General features: G+C 57.6%; 13 protein-coding genes and 1 tRNA gene. 11 read left to right on the top strand and 3 right to left on the bottom strand.

Annotated elements, in window-relative coordinates; all coding sequences use genetic code 11:
• Nucleotides 1–6: 6 nt before the first annotated feature.
• From xseA to HK23_RS08155, 6 genes are all read left to right on the top strand, one after another.
• Nucleotides 7–1467: an exodeoxyribonuclease VII large subunit gene (gene xseA / locus HK23_RS08180; protein ID WP_086653589.1), complete on the top strand. Its 1461-nt coding sequence runs from the start codon at nucleotides 7–9 to the stop codon at nucleotides 1465–1467.
• Between the two features lie 120 nt (nucleotides 1468–1587).
• Entirely contained in the window at nucleotides 1588–1935 is a 348-nt protein-coding gene (locus HK23_RS08175) for a hypothetical protein (protein ID WP_062250383.1), read from the top strand.
• 51 nt (nucleotides 1936–1986) lie between these two features.
• A tRNA-Leu gene (locus HK23_RS08170) sits at nucleotides 1987–2071 on the top strand.
• A gap of 35 nt (nucleotides 2072–2106) precedes the next feature.
• Nucleotides 2107–3294, top strand: a complete 1188-nt coding sequence (locus HK23_RS08165) for a phosphoserine transaminase (RefSeq protein WP_086653588.1) — start codon at nucleotides 2107–2109, stop codon at nucleotides 3292–3294.
• A 189-nt stretch (nucleotides 3295–3483) separates the two neighbouring features.
• The gene (locus HK23_RS08160) at nucleotides 3484–5487 is read left to right on the top strand and encodes a CocE/NonD family hydrolase (RefSeq protein WP_086653587.1); all 2004 of its coding nucleotides are present in this window, start codon (nucleotides 3484–3486) and stop codon (nucleotides 5485–5487) included.
• 9 nt (nucleotides 5488–5496) lie between these two features.
• Nucleotides 5497–6312, top strand: a complete 816-nt coding sequence (locus HK23_RS08155; RefSeq protein ID WP_256940117.1) for a creatininase family protein — start codon at nucleotides 5497–5499, stop codon at nucleotides 6310–6312.
• A 58-nt stretch (nucleotides 6313–6370) separates the two neighbouring features.
• Here HK23_RS08155 and HK23_RS08150 read toward each other — a convergent pair whose 3' ends face one another.
• From HK23_RS08150 to zwf, 3 genes are all read right to left on the bottom strand, one after another.
• Nucleotides 6371–7762 (bottom strand): NAD-dependent succinate-semialdehyde dehydrogenase, encoded by a 1392-nt coding sequence (locus HK23_RS08150; RefSeq protein WP_086653586.1) that lies wholly within the window; start codon nucleotides 7760–7762, stop codon nucleotides 6371–6373.
• Nucleotides 7763–7794: 32 nt separating this feature from the next.
• Nucleotides 7795–8823 carry an alcohol dehydrogenase AdhP gene (adhP, locus tag HK23_RS08145; protein WP_063907308.1) on the bottom strand — a complete coding sequence of 343 codons (1029 nt, stop codon included), beginning with the start codon at nucleotides 8821–8823 and terminating at the stop codon, nucleotides 7795–7797.
• Nucleotides 8824–9039: 216 nt separating this feature from the next.
• Complete coding sequence (gene zwf / locus HK23_RS08140; protein WP_086653585.1) at nucleotides 9040–10593, bottom strand: glucose-6-phosphate dehydrogenase; 1554 nt, start codon at nucleotides 10591–10593, stop codon at nucleotides 9040–9042.
• Nucleotides 10594–10708: 115 nt separating this feature from the next.
• On the opposite strand from zwf, the gene HK23_RS08135 reads away from it, so the two are divergent.
• The 5 genes from HK23_RS08135 to HK23_RS08115 all read left to right on the top strand — a co-directional run bounded on the left by HK23_RS08135 (nucleotide 10709) and on the right by HK23_RS08115 (nucleotide 15495).
• A complete protein-coding gene (locus HK23_RS08135; RefSeq protein WP_063907310.1) occupies nucleotides 10709–11731 on the top strand; it encodes an aspartate-semialdehyde dehydrogenase in 1023 nt (340 codons plus the stop codon).
• A 140-nt stretch (nucleotides 11732–11871) separates the two neighbouring features.
• Nucleotides 11872–12345 carry a succinate dehydrogenase, cytochrome b556 subunit gene (gene sdhC / locus HK23_RS08130; protein ID WP_063907311.1) on the top strand — a complete coding sequence of 158 codons (474 nt, stop codon included), beginning with the start codon at nucleotides 11872–11874 and terminating at the stop codon, nucleotides 12343–12345.
• Nucleotide 12346: 1 nt separating this feature from the next.
• Nucleotides 12347–12760, top strand: a complete 414-nt coding sequence (gene sdhD, locus HK23_RS08125; RefSeq protein ID WP_086653584.1) for a succinate dehydrogenase, hydrophobic membrane anchor protein — start codon at nucleotides 12347–12349, stop codon at nucleotides 12758–12760.
• A 104-nt stretch (nucleotides 12761–12864) separates the two neighbouring features.
• On the top strand, nucleotides 12865–14676 hold the full coding sequence (gene sdhA / locus HK23_RS08120; RefSeq protein ID WP_086653583.1) for a succinate dehydrogenase flavoprotein subunit: 1812 nt from the start codon (nucleotides 12865–12867) through the stop codon (nucleotides 14674–14676).
• Between the two features lie 36 nt (nucleotides 14677–14712).
• Complete coding sequence (locus tag HK23_RS08115) at nucleotides 14713–15495, top strand: succinate dehydrogenase iron-sulfur subunit (protein WP_063907313.1); 783 nt, start codon at nucleotides 14713–14715, stop codon at nucleotides 15493–15495.
• Nucleotides 15496–15672 lie beyond the last annotated feature (177 nt).

The raw sequence follows: 15672 nt of genomic DNA, 5'->3' as shown, positions 1-15672 counted from the left end.
GGGCAAATGATCGAAGGGCTTGCAGCAGGGGCACCTCCCGGTGGGAATGTGCCGGAATATAGTGTCTCCGAAATTTCCGGGGCTATCAGGCGCACGCTTGAGGGCACGTTTGGCCGTGTGCGGGTGCGCGGTGAGATTACCGAATTCAAGCGCTACCCCTCCGGCCACCTCTATTTCTCGCTCAAAGATGAGCGCGGCAAGATTTCCGGCGTGGTGTGGCGCGGCTCAGTCTCCCGTCTTGGGCTGGTGCCGGAAAACGGGCTGGAAATTATCGCAACCGGCAAGATCTCCGCTTACGGCGAACGCTCCAGCTATCAGCTCGTCGTGGAGCGGATGGAATATGCGGGGGAAGGCGCTCTGCTGGCCCGCATTGAACGCCTGCGGCTGAAACTGGCGGCAGAAGGGCTGTTTGACGCGGAGCGTAAACGCCCCCTGCCCTTGCTGCCGCGTGTGATTGGGGTGGTGACCTCGGCGCAGGGTGCTGTGCTGCATGATATCTGCACGACCCTTTTGCGTCGCTTCCCGCGCCCGGTGCTGGTGTGGCCTGTGGCTGTGCAGGGGGAAGGCGCTGCCGCGCAGATTACGGCGGCTATTAACGGGTTTTCTGCGCTGGATGGCAGCGGCAACGTGCCGCGCCCGGATGTGCTGATTGTGGCGCGTGGTGGCGGGTCTCTGGAAGACCTGATGGCGTTTAATGATGAAGCCGTGGTGCGCGCCGCGGCAGCGAGTAGCATCCCGCTGATTTCCGCCGTGGGGCATGAGACCGACACCACGCTGATTGATTTTGCCTCGGACCGCCGTGCGCCCACACCGACTGCTGCGGCAGAACTGGCGGTGCCGGTGCGCACGGAAATGCTGGCGCAGCTGGAGCATCGCGGGGCACGTGCGCTTGGGGCATTGTCTCGTATGCTGCAAACGGCCCGGCTGCGGCTGGACCGGGCAGCGGCGGCCCTGCCTGATCTGCCCGGTTTGCTCGGCACGGCGCGGATGATGCTGGATGACCGGGGGCGCAGGCTGGATGTTGCCCTGCCCGGCTTTGTGCAGGGGCGGCGTGTGGCACTGGTGGCGGTGGAGCGGCATATGCCCGCAGTGGAAACACTGCTTTCGGGCCGCCGCACCCGGCTGGCCTTGCTGGGGAGTGCTTTGCAGACAGGTCTGCGGCATGGCCTGCAAACGCGGGAAGCCCGGCTGGGGCGGTTGCGGATTTCTCCGGCTCCGCTGGCGGCTCTGGTGCGGGAACGGCGCGCAGCACTGGCGGGTGCTGGCGGGCAACTGGAAGCCGTGTCACCACAGGCGGTGCTGGCGCGGGGCTATGCACTGGTGACAGCTGGTGGCCAGCCCGTGACATCTGCGCGCAAGCTGAAGGTGGGAGAAGATGTTGTGCTGACCTTTGGTGACGGTCAGCGTGACGCTGTAATTGCCCGTAAAAAGCCAGCGAAGGCTGAACAGACGACTTTGGAACTGTAAGGGGCTATAGAAGCCCGGTTGAGGTTGAATTCTGATCCTGCCTATGGTGTCAGGCAGTGCAGAATGCACGGAAAGAAACGGGGGCTGTGAGGCCCAACCTGCTTTTAGGGGACTGTCCGCATGTCTACGCGTTTTCTTCGCCCGCTGGGCTATTGTCTTGCTCTGGGGCTGCTCGCCGGGTGTGCTGCCCAGCCCGCAGCACAGCAGAAGGTTCCGTTACAGACCTTCCCGCCAAACATGGCCATCCAGCAGGGGAATCCCGTGGATGAAAGCCATCTGACGAACGATCCCTCCGCCCCGGCCAACACCCCGTTGTGCGGCACGGCTGCGCGGGAAAGTCAGGCCATGGCGACGCAGAACTATCCGCAGCCGCTCACCAGCGGGAACAGCTGCGTGCAGAATGCCTGCTTTAATACCCAGACGGGCACCTATATTGCCGCAGACGGGTCTGCCCGCGTCTGCCGGTAATCCTGAGTGGCCTTTTCTGCCAGCCTTTTTGCTGGTAGGGAGGGCCCTGCCGCGAGAGTGACGGAATCGGTAGACGTAGTCGGCTCAAAATCGACCGCCGCAAGGCATAGGGGTTCGAGTCCCCTCTCTCGCACCACAATTTGTCTCACTTCCTTTAAACCGGACAGGGTGATGACCTCCACACATTCCGAAAATTCCTCCCGTCCGGCTTGCCGTCCTGCCAATCCGTGTTTTTCCTCCGGCCCCTGCGCCAAGCGCCCGGGGTGGGATGTCTCTGCGCTGAGCAATGCGCTGACGGGCCGCTCCCATCGCTCTGCGGAGGGGCGGGCCAGACTGGCGGAGGTGATTGACCGTTCCGCAGCTATTCTGGGTATTCCCGAAGGCTGGCGTGTGGGGATTGTCCCGGCCTCCGATACCGGTGCGGTGGAAATGGCTCTGTGGTCCCTGCTGGGTGCCCGGCCTGTGGATGTGCTGGCGTTTGAAAGTTTCTCCTCTCTGTGGGCGCAGGACATTGTCTCTCAGCTCAAGCTGGACAATGCCCGGGTTCTGAAAGCCGAATACGGTCAGTTGCCCGACCTTGCTCAGGTGGACTGGACGCATGATGTGGTTCTGGCCTGGAACGGCACCACGTCCGGTGTGCGTCTGCCGTCTGCTGACGCCATTCCGGCCGACCATGAGGGGCTGGTGATTTGCGATGCGACGTCTGCCGCCTTTGCGATGGATCTGCCGTGGGACCGTCTGGATGTTGTCACATGGTCTTGGCAGAAAGCGCTGGGGGGCGAGGCTGCGCATGGGATGCTGGCTCTTTCCCCGCGCGCTGTGGAGCGGCTGGAAAGTTTTGAAGCCCCGCGTCCTCTGCCCAAGATTTTCCGTCTGATGGGCAAAGGCAAGTTGATTGAAGGCATCTTCCGGGGTGACACCATCAACACGCCCTCCATGCTGTGTGTGGAAGATGCGCTGGACAGCCTGAAATGGGCTGAGTCCGTTGGTGGGCTTGCCGGGTTGAAAGCTCGTAGTCAGGCCAATCTGGCCGCAGTGACGGCTTGGGAAGCCAAAACGGACTGGGTGGAGTTTCTGGCCCGTAATGAGTCAGAGCGTTCCTCTACCGCGATCTGCCTCCGCATTGTGGCTCCGTGGTTTTTAGCACTGGAGCGCACCGAGCAGATGAAGACTGTCAAACAGATGGTCGCTTTGCTGGATAAGGAAGGCGTGGCGTTTGATATTGCCAGCTATCGTGATGCCCCGCCTGGCCTGCGGATCTGGGGTGGTGCGACGGTAGAAGCGTCCGATGTCAGCGCGCTTCTGCCCTGGCTGGACTGGGCGTTTGCACAGGTTGCACCTGTAATCTGCCCGGCCTGATATCATCATTTTTTAAAGAACTTCGGTAAGTTTGACCGACGTTTGAGAAGCCGGGGGAAAGCTGCCTTTCCCCCGACTGTATCGCCTGAGAATCGTTTTCTAAGAAAAACAGGGTGGACGAACCGCCTGATCCAACGCATCGTCTGAGCACCAGCTTAACAAGCACAGTCCAGATAAAAGCGCAGGATCATGGTGAAAAACATTACCATTTTTAAACAGAACGCCGCTCTGAAAAAAAGGAGCCTGTGGGCCGGAGTTGCCCTCTCCGGGGTGTTGCTGGCGGCAACCCTTCCTGCTGCGCAGGCCGCAGCCCCCACCGCCGCAGCGGCACCGGCGCATGACCCGCTGAGCGTGCAGACCGGCAGCGATATTCCGGCCAGCGTGCATATGCCAACAGACCAGCTGCGTGATTACATCAAGCGCGAGGTTATGGTTCCCATGCGGGACGGCGTGAAGCTTTATACGGTTATTGTTATTCCGAAAAATGCCCGTAACGCCCCCATTCTTTTGACACGCACCCCCTATAACGCCAAAGGGCGTGCCAACCGTGTGTCCAACGCACTGACCATGCGGGAAATTCTGCCGCAGGGCGATGATGTGTTTGTGGAGGGCGGCTATATCCGCGTGTTTCAGGATATCCGCGGGAAATATGGCTCTCAGGGCGATTATGTGATGACGCGCCCACCGCACGGCCCGCTAAACCCCACAAAAACGGATGAAACCACTGATGCGTGGGATACAGTGGACTGGCTGGTGCATAATGTGCCGGAGTCCAATGGTCGCGTTGGTATGACTGGGTCTTCCTACGAGGGCTTTACAGTTGTCATGGCGCTGCTGGACCCGCACCCGGCCCTGAAAGTGGCTGCGCCGGAAAGCCCGATGGTGGATGGCTGGATGGGAGATGACTGGTTCCATTACGGTGCGTTCCGTCAGGGCTCATTTGATTACTTTGTCGGGCAGATGACGGCGCGTGGCGGAGGGAATGACATTCCCCGCAGAGATGCTGATGATTACACAAATTTTCTAAAAGCAGGATCCGCAGGGAGTTTTGCCACACAGGTCGGTCTCGACCAGTATCCGTTCTGGCAGCGGATGCACGCACACCCGGCGTATGATGCGTTCTGGCAGGGGCAGGCGCTGGATAAAATTCTGGCTCAGCGCAAGCCAACCGTTCCGATGTTGTGGGAACAGGGCCTGTGGGATCAGGAAGATATGTGGGGTGCCATTCACGCCTGGCAGGCGCTGAAGGATGCGGATGTCAAAGCGCCGAACACGCTGGTGATGGGCCCCTGGCGGCATAGTGGGGTGAATTATAACGGTTCCACTCTTGGTCCGCTGGAATTTGAAGGGGATACAGCACACCAGTATCGGCGCGATGTGTTCCGACCGTTCTTTGATGAATATCTGAAGCCTGGCAGTGCCTCTGTGCATCTGCCTGACGCAATCATTTACAATACAGGCGATCAGAAATGGGATTATTACCGTTCCTGGCCCTCTGTTTGTGAAAGCAACTGCACAGGCAGCCTGACCCCGCTTTATCTGGCAGACGGGCACGGGCTGAGCTTTACACGCCCAACAACAGACGGGGCGGATAGCTATGTGTCTGACCCGGCGCATCCTGTTCCGTTCATCTCCCGCCCCTTCGCCTTTGCGCAGAGCAGCCGGTGGAAGCCCTGGCTGGTGCAGGACCAGCGGGAAGCTGAATCTCGCCCGGATGTCGTGACGTATGAAACGGAAGTGCTGGACGAGCCTGTGCGCGTGAGCGGTGTGCCGGTGGCAGATCTGTTTGCCGCGACAAGCGGCACGGATTCAGACTGGGTGGTGAAGCTGATTGACGTACAGCCTTCCATGACACCGGATGATCCGAAAATGGGCGGGTATGAACTGCCTGTGTCCATGGATATTTTCCGGGGCCGTTACCGGAGGGACTTTGCCAAACCGGAAGCGCTTCAGCCTGATGCAACGCTGCATTATCACTTCACGCTTCCTGCTGTGAACCATGTGTTTGCAAAAGGGCATCGGATTATGGTGCAGATCCAGTCCTCCTGGTTCCCGCTTTATGATCGGAACCCTCAGAAGTTCGTGCCGAATATTTTTGATGCCAAACCGGCAGATTATACGGTGGCGACCCAGAGCATTCATCATGGCGGCAAGGAGGCGACCTCCATCCTGCTTCCAGTTGTGAAACAGTAAGGGGCCAGCATGGTGCAGACCAAATTCCAGATGGCGCATCTGACCGCATCTGAAATGCGGGAGGCTGTTGCGCGCTCCCCTGTTATTCTTTTGCCATTAGGCAGTTTTGAAGATCAGGGACCGCATATGCCGATGGGGGACTACCTTCTGGCAGATGCCATGGCAGAGCAAATTGCCAGAAAGGCCTCCGCCGCAGGGCATGAGGTCTACGTTGCGCCTGTTCTGCCGTTTGGTGGCGCTGACTATTTTGGATACATGCCGGGTGGCATTGCCCTGTCTCAAACAACATTGCAGGCTGTGTTGCGGGATATGCTGGACAGTCTGCTTCGGCATGGTCTCACCCGCATCATTATCCTGAACGGGCATGGTGGGAACTGCACTATGATTCATGATGTTACCCGCAGCATCTGGCTGCGGGATAGTATTGTGATTCCAAGCTTTTATCTGTGGCGTGTTGCAGCCAGTTTCTTGCCCCAGCTTGTTGGTGCAGAGCAGGCGGCGCAGTCTGGTGGGCATGGCGCAAATCCGCTGACAAGTATCGGGATGCATGTGCTGCCTGATCTGGTGCGGGAGGATCGTATTCCGCGAACCCATACAGATAAAACAGCGTGGGGCCTAAATGTTTCAGATTTTGGCACACTGGATCTGAATGGTACTCTGATTTCCGTGCCGCTTGAAGGTGATTGCACGGCATCGAATGGGATTGGGCGGGGAGACCCGCGCCTCTGTTCAGCAGAAACCGGTGCGCGCCTGACAGAAAAGCTGGTGGAAACCGGCGTGAAACTGGTTGAGCATGTGTTGAAGCAGGATGGACAAAAGGCCTGATAAAAAAGGCGACAGAATAAAATCTGTCGCCTTTTTGCGTGTTTACTGAGGCCTGAAATCAGGCCGGAGCATCAATCGGCACGACATTGATGAGCTTCTTATTAACGAACTCTTCAATCCCCAGCATGGCGAGTTCACGTCCATAGCCGGAGCGTTTGACGCCACCAAAAGGCAGATCCGGCCGGGTCCATGTCGGGTGGTTGATATACACCATGCCGGTGTAAATCTGCTTGGCAACCTCAACACCGCGCTTGGTATCCTGCGTAAACACAGAGCCACCCAGCCCGTAAGGGGTATCGTTAGCCAGTTCAATGGCTTCCTTCTCATCCTTCACGGTAAAGAAGAGTGCCACGGGTCCAAAAAATTCCTGATGGAAAGCCGGATTGTCGCGTGTCAGGTCAGTCAGGATCGTGGTCTGAACAAAGGCCCCCTTGTTCGGTGGCGTTGGGCCAACGCGGTGCGCTTTAGCCCCATTTTTTACGGCGTCTTCAACCTGCTGGTTGAGCTGGTCTGCGGCGGACTGAGAGGACATGGGCGGCACGCCGGTTGCGTCATCAGACGGATCCCCGGGAGCAAGTTTTGCAAGTTCTTCACTAAAGCGTTTGAAAAACTGGTCTGAAATGTTTTCCTGCACAATAATGCGCTTGGATGCCACACAGCATTGCCCACCGTTATTCATGCGGCCCCAGACAGCCCATTTGACGGACTTTTCAAGATCAGCATCATCCAGAACAATGAAGGCATCACTGCCGCCCAGTTCCATGGTGGTCTTTTTCAGGTTCTTGCCAGCCTGAGCAGCGACGGTGGCCCCTGCCCCTTCGCTCCCCGTCAGGGCGATACCCTGAATGCGCGGGTCATCAATCAGTTTTTCCAACTGCTGACGTGTGGCGAACAGGTTTGTGTAGAGTCCTGCCGGAGCCCCTGCATCATGGAAGAGTTTTTCAAACGCTGCGGCACATTGAGGAACAATGGAAGCATGTTTTACCACAACCACATTCCCTGCCATCAGATGCGGTCCGGCCACGCGGGCCAGCTGATAGTAGGGGAAGTTCCACGGTTCAATAGCCAGCAGGATACCAAGCGGCTGGCTGATAAGCATGGCGTCATCACCCCGTTCACTACCGCCGGGGATTTTCTGGGGTGCCAGAAAATTTTCTGCATTGTCGGCATAATAATCAAGAATATCAGCAGACAGGGCAACTTCCCCTAACGCTTCACGCTTGAGTTTGCCCATTTCCAGCGTGAGCAGCTTTGCATACTCTTCGCTTTGCTCGCGTAGCAGGCTGGCAGCTTTGTGCAGGATGCTGGCGCGGTCAGCAAAGGACGTATTGCGCCAGCTTTTGTAGGTTTTCTCTGCCTGTGACAGCAGAGAATCCAGTTCGGCATCTTTCAGGTCAGGAAAAGTGGCGATCGTCTCGTTGGTGTACGGATTGACAGTCTTGTAAGCCATATTCGTGAGCCTTTCCGAATGCCTCGGAAGTATCAGGCGCGAAAGTCGATCACGATCCGGCCTTCCACCTTACCTTCTTCGAGGCGTTCAAAAATAGAGTTTATATTCTCCAGCCGGTCTGTCTGCGTTACCGATTTTACTTTCCCATCTGCAAAGAAGGACAGGGCCTCAATCATATCAAGGCGTGTCCCGACAATGGATCCGCGGATGGTGGTGCCATTCATCACCATATCGAAGATCGAGATAGGAAAATCGCCCGGTGGCAGGCCATTCAGAACAAGTGTTCCCCCAGCCCGGACATACCCCATGGCCTGCGAAAAAGCCTTGGTGGAAACGGCAGTAATCAGACCGCCATGAACACCACCAACTTCCTTTTGCATAAAAGCCGCCGGGTCTGTCTCTCTGGCATTAACGGTCAAAGCCGCGCCGAGTTTCCGGGCGATGGCAAGTTTTTCATCATCAATGTCAACGGCCACCACGTTCAGACCCATGGCGACGCCATATTGCACCGCCATCTGCCCCAGTCCGCCAACGCCGGAAATGGCGACCCAGTTCCCCGCCTTTGTGTCGGTCATTTTCAGACCTTTATAGACTGTCAGGCCAGCGCACAGCACGGGGGCGACCTGCACAGGGTCTATGCCTTTGGGGAGGAGTGCAACATAGTTGGGGTCTGCCACCACATATTCAGCAAAGCAGCCATTAACGGAATAGCCGGTATCTTCCTGTTTAGCACACAAAGTTTCCCAACCACCAAGGCAGTGTTCACAATGGCCGCAGGCAGAATACAGCCAGGGCACGCCAACGTCGTCGCCGACCTTCACATGGGTGACAGCACTGCCCGCTTTCACAACAGTGCCGACGCCTTCATGTCCCGGAATAAACGGGAGGGTGGGTTTTTTCGGCCAGTCCCCTTCAGCGGCATGCAGGTCTGTATGACAGACGCCGCAGGCAATCATTTTGACCAGAATCTCGTTCGGACGGATATCAGGAATATCCAGTTCTTCAATGCTCAGAGGTTTGCCGAATTCGCGCACCACTGCGGCTTTCATTTTTCCTGACATTCTCTCAGTCCCTTTTTGTTTTCGTTGCTGGAAATACGTTCCAGAGAGCCCCGTCTTTTTTATATGCGTGGCGCGGCCCTGTTATCAGGAATTTCCTCCTCTCACTAGGCAGAGTGTGATGAAAAATCGCATTGACATGCATCAAAAAAATTCTGTCCTGTCGGGGTTTTCATGACAGGAGACGGGAGCACTGTCTTTTAAAAGAGTTTCCTGAGATCAACTGTCTTTTTTAAGCTGGCCAAAGGGTGCCCAGCAGCGTCCATCACGAGCCAGAAGAGTGTCTGCCCCAGCGGGACCGGTGCTGCCGGCTTCATAAAATTCCGGCGCGGTGGTCGCCTTGCTCCAGGCTTGCAGAACCGGGTCTACGGCGCGCCAGCCAGCCTCAATATTATCGGCGCGCTGGAAGAGTGTGGCGTTGCCTTGCAGGCAGTCATACAGCAGGGTTTCATACCCCACATTGGGGATAGCCCCGAAGGCATTCTGGTAGCGGAACTGGGACACCACTTCTTCCACCACGGTTTCCGGGCCGGGATGCTTTGCGTTGAAATGCAGGTCCGCCCCTTTTTCCGGCCGGATATTATAAACAAACCGATTAGGCGCTTGCGGTGTGCCGTCTGCCGTGTGGAACAGGGGATGCGGTGTCTGTTTGAACTGCACCACTATTTCCGTCACGTTGGAGCTCAGGGCTTTGCCGGTGCGCAAATAGAAGGGCACCCCGGCCCAGCGCCAGGTATCAATTTCAATTTTCAGCGCCGCGTAGGTTTCCGTGGTGCTGTTCGGGTTGACGCCGGGGCTGGCGCGATAGGCTTCGATAGTGCGTCCGGCCACGGCGCCTGCGGTATACTGCCCGCGCACAGCGTTTTCCGGCGTGATGGGGCGAATGGCGTCAAAAACCTGCTGCTTGGCATTCCGGATAGCTTCAGCCTTCAGGGATGAGGGCGGCTCCATGGCGACCAGCGCGAGCAGCTGGAACAGGTGGTTGGGCACCATGTCCCGCAGTGCGCCTGTGGCATCGTAAAAAACGCCTCGCCCTTCGACGGAGAGTGTTTCTGCGGCGGTAATCTGGATATGGTCGATATAGTCGCGCCGCCAGAGCGGGTCGAACAGCAGATTGCTGAAGCGGAGTGCCAGCAGGTTCTGCACGGTCTCCTTCCCCAGAAAATGGTCCACCCGGTAAATCTGCGTTTCCTTGAGGAAGGACAGGAGATGCGCGTTTAACGCCTGAGCAGAGTGCAGATCTGTGCCAAAAGGTTTTTCCACCACCAGCCGCCGGAAGCGGTCAGGAGCTTCTTCCATCAGTCCGGCCCGTGCCAGACTTTCCGCTGCGGTGCCAAAAAAGCGCGGCGGCGTGGCGAGGTAGAAGACGGCGTTGCCCCCGCTGATATCCGGGGCCAGTTCCCGCAACGCGTCAACAGACGTGAAGTCCAGTGCGCGGTAGGTCATCCGGCTGGCCAGCCAGGACCATGCATCCTCATTAATGCTGACCGTATAAAATTCAGCATGTCTGTCCTGCGTGAAGCTTTCCATTTTGGCACGCAGGGATGCGACCCAGCTTTCTGTGGTCTCCTGTTCAAGACTGACGCCGATAATCCGGAAATCATCTGGCAGAAAGCCATTGCAGGTCAGGTCATACAGTGCGGGGACCAGCAGCCGGTGGGTCAGATCTCCCGCCGCACCGAGGATCACCAGTGTTCCGGCGGGAGCCGGATGGGTGGCTGCGGGCGCAACAACCGGGGCGGGAATGGCGGGAGATGCGGGGGGTGAAGTCATATTTCATTTCTCCTTGCGCAACGGAAGGGCATGCTCCGCAATTCCATTTTTACCCGGTTTGGTCTAGGTTTCCTGCCCGGTCAGGCTTTGGCAGGAATGAGTAAGGGATAGAGTTATGGGGTATCGGGTTGCAGTTGTAGGCGCCACCGGAGCAGTAGGGCGTGAAATTTTAAAGACACTGGCCGAGCGGGAGTTCCCCGTTGACGATATTGTTGCGCTGGCGTCACCACGGTCTGCCGGGCGTGAAATCTCGTTTGGGGATCGTACGCTCAAGGTCCGGAATCTTGAAACCTTTGATTTCAAAGGCTGGGATGTTGGTCTGTTCTCCCCGGGTGGTGAGGTCTCAGCCAAATATGCTCCCATTGCCGCCAAAGCGGGCTGTGTGGTGATTGATAACACCTCCCACTTCCGCATGGACCCGGATGTGCCGCTGGTGGTGCCGGAAGTAAACCCGGATGCGCTCAAGCGCATGAAGCGCAATATTATTGCCAACCCGAATTGCTCAACCATTCAGATGGTTGTGGCCCTCAAGCCGCTGCATGACCTGTTCACGCTTAAGCGCGTTGTGGTCTCCACCTATCAGGCTGTGTCCGGTGCCGGGAAAGACGGGATGGACGAGCTGTTTGCCCAGACGCGCGGCAGCTTTGTGAATGACCCGCCGAAGATCGAGCAGTTTCAGAAGCAGATTGCCTTTAACTGCATCCCGCAGATTGATCGCTTCATGGATGATGGTGCGACCAAGGAAGAATGGAAAATGGCCGTGGAGACGAGAAAAATTCTCGACCCCGACGTGTCCGTGATTGCCACCTGCGTTCGCGTACCGGTGTTTATTGGCCATTCTGAAGCCGTTGTGGCGGAGTTTGCCGAGCCTGTGGATCTGGCCCGTGCGCGTGAAGTTCTGCGTGAAGCAGAAGGCGTGATTCTGCGCGATGAACGCGAAGATGGCGGCTATGTGACTCCGATTGAGTGCGTGGGTGAAGACGCAACCTATGTTTCACGCCTTCGTGTCGATCCGACGGTTCCCAACGGCCTCGCCTTCTGGTGCGTGTCCGATAATCTGCGGAAAGGTGCGGCTTTGAACGCAGTGCAGATTGCCGAGACGATGATTGCCCTGGACCTCCTGCCCAGACACGGCTGAGTGAGGTTACCCCGGCTCGCGGGCTCGTGTTGGCTGGTTGAATTGACCGGTCTGCGGGTTGGGGCGTAGGACAAATTTCGATGCAGAAACGCCGGTCTGAGCCGGTGTAAGGGATAGACGGACAGGATACGAGGCTGACAATGCAGGATATCCGCAAGGCCCTCTACGTAGGGACCCGAAGTGACGGCAGACTCATTCAGCGGCCTATGTCGCCGCATCTGCAAATTTACCGCTATCGCCTGTCCATGGTTCTTTCAATTTCGAACCGCCTGACGGGCGTTGCCGCAACCGGCGGCGCTGCTCTTGGCGTGTTCTGGCTGGCTGCTGCCGCCAAAGGACCGAAAGCGTTTGCGACAGCGCGCAAGGTGACAGGCAACCCCGCAGGGCAGTTGCTGCTGGTGGGGTGGCTGGCTTCCGTTGTGTATCACACGGTCGGTGGCATCCGGCATCTCATCTGGGATTCCGGCAAACGCTACGACAAGGAAGAGCTGAACAAGGATGGCCCGGTTGCCGTGGGTGTGACCGCCGGTGTCAGCACCGTGCTGGCCGCGGGCCTTCTGGGCGTTGCCGCCAAACGGGCGCGCGCTGTGGCCAAAGCAGGAAAGGCATCCTGATATGACTGATTCCGCTCCTCATATTGAGGTGATGCGCTCACAGCTGGGCCGAGCCCGCGGGCTTGGAGCCGGTGGCTCCGGCACGGGGCACTGGTGGGCCGAGCGCGTAACGGCGGCGTCTCTTCTGCCGCTTTCAACATGGTTTATTGTCCAGATGTTCCGCCTTGGCGGTGCAGACCATGCAGAGGTTGTGAAGTGGGGCGGCAAGCCGGTGAACGCCACCATGCTGACCGCGCTGATTATCACGACCTTTTACCACGCGCAGCTGGGGCTGCAGGTCATTGTGGATGACTACGTTCACGGCAAGGCGCATCTGCCAACCCGTATTCTGGTCAAACTCGTTACCTCCCTGCTGGGGCTTCTGGGCGTGTTTGCCGTAATCAAGCTTGTGGCTGCCGGTAACCGGCGGTCCTGACCAGACCAGACCTGAAACTCTGTGCCGCCTGTTTGCGCCACATGTCGCGGCGGCACGAAATCTGAAGACATGACAGGCCGAACGCACATGGGAGCGCCGTCACGATGAATGCCAATACCTCTCCGTCCCGGGGAGCTTACCGGATTGTCGATCACGCTTATGATGTCGTGGTTGTTGGAGCAGGCGGTTCCGGCCTGCGCGCCACGCTGGGCATGGGGGCCGCTGGCCTCAAAACTGCCTGCGTAACCAAGGTTTTTCCCACACGAAGCCACACGGTGGCCGCTCAGGGCGGCATCGGGGCCTCTTTGGGGAACATGGCCGAGGATAACTGGCGGTGGCATATGTATGACACCGTAAAAGGGTCAGACTGGCTGGGCGATCAGGACGCCATTGAATTCATGTGCCGCGAGGCCGTGCCCGCTGTGCAGGAACTGGAGCATTTCGGTGTGCCGTTCTCCCGCACGGAAGATGGCAAAATCTATCAGCGCCCCTTCGGCGGCCATATGAGCGAATACGGCAAAGCTCCTGTGCCCCGCGCCTGCGCTGCGGCGGACCGGACCGGCCATGCCATTCTGCACACGCTGTATCAGCAGTGCCTGAAGCATAACGTCGAATTCTTTGTCGAATACTTCGCCATTGATCTGATTATGGACGACAAAGGCGAGTGTCGTGGTGTTATGGCCTGGTGTCAGGATGATGGCACGATCCATCGCTTCAACGCCAAGATGGTGGTGCTGGCAACGGGTGGCTATGGCCGTGCCTATCAGTCCTGCACCTCTGCCCATACCTGCACGGGTGATGGCAACGCTATGGCCATGCGGGCCGGTGTGCCGACACAGGATATGGAATTTGTGCAGTTCCATCCGACCGGCATTTATCCGGCAGGCTGCCTGCTGACGGAAGGCTGCCGTGGTGAAGGCGGGTATCTGACCAACTCCGAAGGTGAGCGCTTCATGGAGCGTTATGCACCGACGGCGAAGGATCTTGCCTCGCGTGACGTGGTCTCCCGCGCTATGACGATTGAGATCAAGGAAGGCCGTGGCTGTGGGCCGAAGAAAGACCATATCATGATGCATCTTGAGCATCTTGGGTCTGACCTTCTGCACCAGCGCCTGCCGGGCATTCTTGAAACGGCGCGTATTTTTGCCGGTGTGGATGTTACCAAGGAGCCGGTGCCGGTTCTGCCGACGGTGCATTACAATATGGGCGGTATTCCGACCAATATTCATGGTGAAGTTATTCGCCCGACACCGGAAAACCCGGATGCGGTTGTGCCCGGCCTGATGGCGGTGGGTGAAGCAGCCTGTGTGTCCGTGCATGGTGCGAACCGTCTGGGCACAAACTCCCTCCTGGATCTGATTGTGTTTGGTCGTGCTGCGTCCAAACGTGCGGCGGAAATTGTTAAACCGAGCGACTTCATCAAACCGCTGCCTGCTGGCGCGGGGGATGCTGCGCTCGACCGTCTGGACAAGCTGCGTTATGCCAAGGGCGGCACGAAAGTCTCCGCCATGCGGGACCGCCTGCAGCGTGACATGCAGACGCATGCAGCTGTTTTCCGCACACAGGAAAGCCTGCAGGAAGGTGTTGATAAAATTCACCAGATCTGGGACGACCTTGGGGACATTTCCGTCTCTGACTCGTCACTGATCTGGAACAGTGACCTGATGGAAGCACTGGAATTTGAAAATCTTCTGGCCAATGCAACAGTTACGCTGGAAAGCGGGCTGGCCCGGCATGAAAGCCGTGGCGCGCATGCACGGGATGATTTCCCCAAACGTGATGACAAGGAGTGGATGAAGCACTCCGTTTCCTGGCTGGATGAAAAGGGCGGCGTGAAGCTGACCTATCGTCCGGTGCATTTGAAGACCCTGACGGATGACGTGCAGGTCTTCCCACCCAAAGAGCGCGTTTACTAAGCCGGCGGGAAGAACGGGCGAAAAAGGGAGGCGAACATGGTCGAACTCAGACTGCCGCGCAACAGCGAGATCGGGAAAGGCAAAACCTATCCCGCGCCAGCCGGGGCTAAAAACGTCAGGACGTTCAGGGTTTATCGCTGGACGCCGGATGATGACAAAAATCCGGTAGTGGATTCCTATGAAGTGGATCTGGATACCATCGGGCCAATGGTGCTGGACGCCATTATCCACATCAAAAACGATGTGGACCCGACGCTGACATTCCGCAGGTCCTGCCGTGAAGGGATTTGCGGCTCCTGCGCGATGAATATTGACGGTGAAAACACGCTGGCGTGCTTGAAGCCGATCAAGGACATCAAGGGGGATGTGCGCATCTATCCGCTGCCGCACATGCCGATTGTCAAGGATCTGGTGTCCAACCTTGATGGGGCCTATGCGCAGCTGCGGGCGATTAACCCGTGGTTGCAGTCAGACAGTGCACCGCCGCCGGACGCCGAGCGTAAGCAGAGTATTGAAGAGCGCGCCAAGCTGGATGGCATGTGGGAATGTATTCTGTGCTTCTGCTGCACAACGTCCTGCCCGTCTTACTGGTGGAACGGGGACAAGTATCTTGGCCCAGCTGTGCTGCTGGCAGCATATCGCTGGATTGCGGACAGCCGTGATGAGCATACGGGTGACCGGCTGGATGGGCTGGAAGATACCTTCAAGCTCTATGCCTGCCGCACGATCATGAACTGCACGCAGACCTGCCCCAAAGGTCTGAACCCCGCCAAGGCGATTGGCCGGATTAAAGAGTTGCAGATCGAACGGAAAGTCTGAAAACCGGTCTTTAGTGTTGATCGGCTACTGGTCTTCTGGCCTGTAAGAGTTTTTTAAAAACAAGAGAAACCCGGTGCGTCGTAAAGGCGTTCCGGGTTTTTTTGCGTTCAAGGTTAAAAAATGCCTTTAAAAAGAACTGTTATGACTGGTTCTGAAAGTAGGCTAATTCAGACACTC

Origin of the sequence: Acetobacter malorum (genome assembly GCF_002153605.1) — a bacterium.
GTDB classification, from domain to species: Bacteria; Pseudomonadota; Alphaproteobacteria; order Acetobacterales; family Acetobacteraceae; genus Acetobacter; species Acetobacter malorum_A.
Note: the sequence above shows the minus strand (reverse complement) of the source record. Positions and strands in the feature narration are given on the sequence as shown.

Excerpts from the sequence above, each read along its gene's own strand:
- HK23_RS08115 (WP_063907313.1), top strand. The coding sequence starts at position 14,713 with ATGGTCGAACTCAGACTGCCGCGCAACAGCGAGATCGGGAAAGGCAAA.
- adhP (WP_063907308.1), bottom strand. The coding sequence starts at position 8,823 with ATGTCAGGAAAAATGAAAGCCGCAGTGGTGCGCGAATTCGGCAAACCT.
- sdhC (WP_063907311.1), top strand. The coding sequence starts at position 11,872 with ATGCAGGATATCCGCAAGGCCCTCTACGTAGGGACCCGAAGTGACGGC.
- HK23_RS08150 (WP_086653586.1), bottom strand. The coding sequence starts at position 7,762 with ATGGCTTACAAGACTGTCAATCCGTACACCAACGAGACGATCGCCACT.
- HK23_RS08160 (WP_086653587.1), top strand. The coding sequence starts at position 3,484 with ATGGTGAAAAACATTACCATTTTTAAACAGAACGCCGCTCTGAAAAAA.
- sdhD (WP_086653584.1), top strand. The coding sequence starts at position 12,347 with ATGACTGATTCCGCTCCTCATATTGAGGTGATGCGCTCACAGCTGGGC.
- HK23_RS08165 (WP_086653588.1), top strand. The coding sequence starts at position 2,107 with ATGACCTCCACACATTCCGAAAATTCCTCCCGTCCGGCTTGCCGTCCT.
- sdhA (WP_086653583.1), top strand. The coding sequence starts at position 12,865 with ATGAATGCCAATACCTCTCCGTCCCGGGGAGCTTACCGGATTGTCGAT.
- HK23_RS08135 (WP_063907310.1), top strand. The coding sequence starts at position 10,709 with ATGGGGTATCGGGTTGCAGTTGTAGGCGCCACCGGAGCAGTAGGGCGT.
- zwf (WP_086653585.1), bottom strand. The coding sequence starts at position 10,593 with ATGACTTCACCCCCCGCATCTCCCGCCATTCCCGCCCCGGTTGTTGCG.
- HK23_RS08175 (WP_062250383.1), top strand. The coding sequence starts at position 1,588 with ATGTCTACGCGTTTTCTTCGCCCGCTGGGCTATTGTCTTGCTCTGGGG.
- HK23_RS08155 (WP_256940117.1), top strand. The coding sequence starts at position 5,497 with ATGGTGCAGACCAAATTCCAGATGGCGCATCTGACCGCATCTGAAATG.
- xseA (WP_086653589.1), top strand. The coding sequence starts at position 7 with ATGATCGAAGGGCTTGCAGCAGGGGCACCTCCCGGTGGGAATGTGCCG.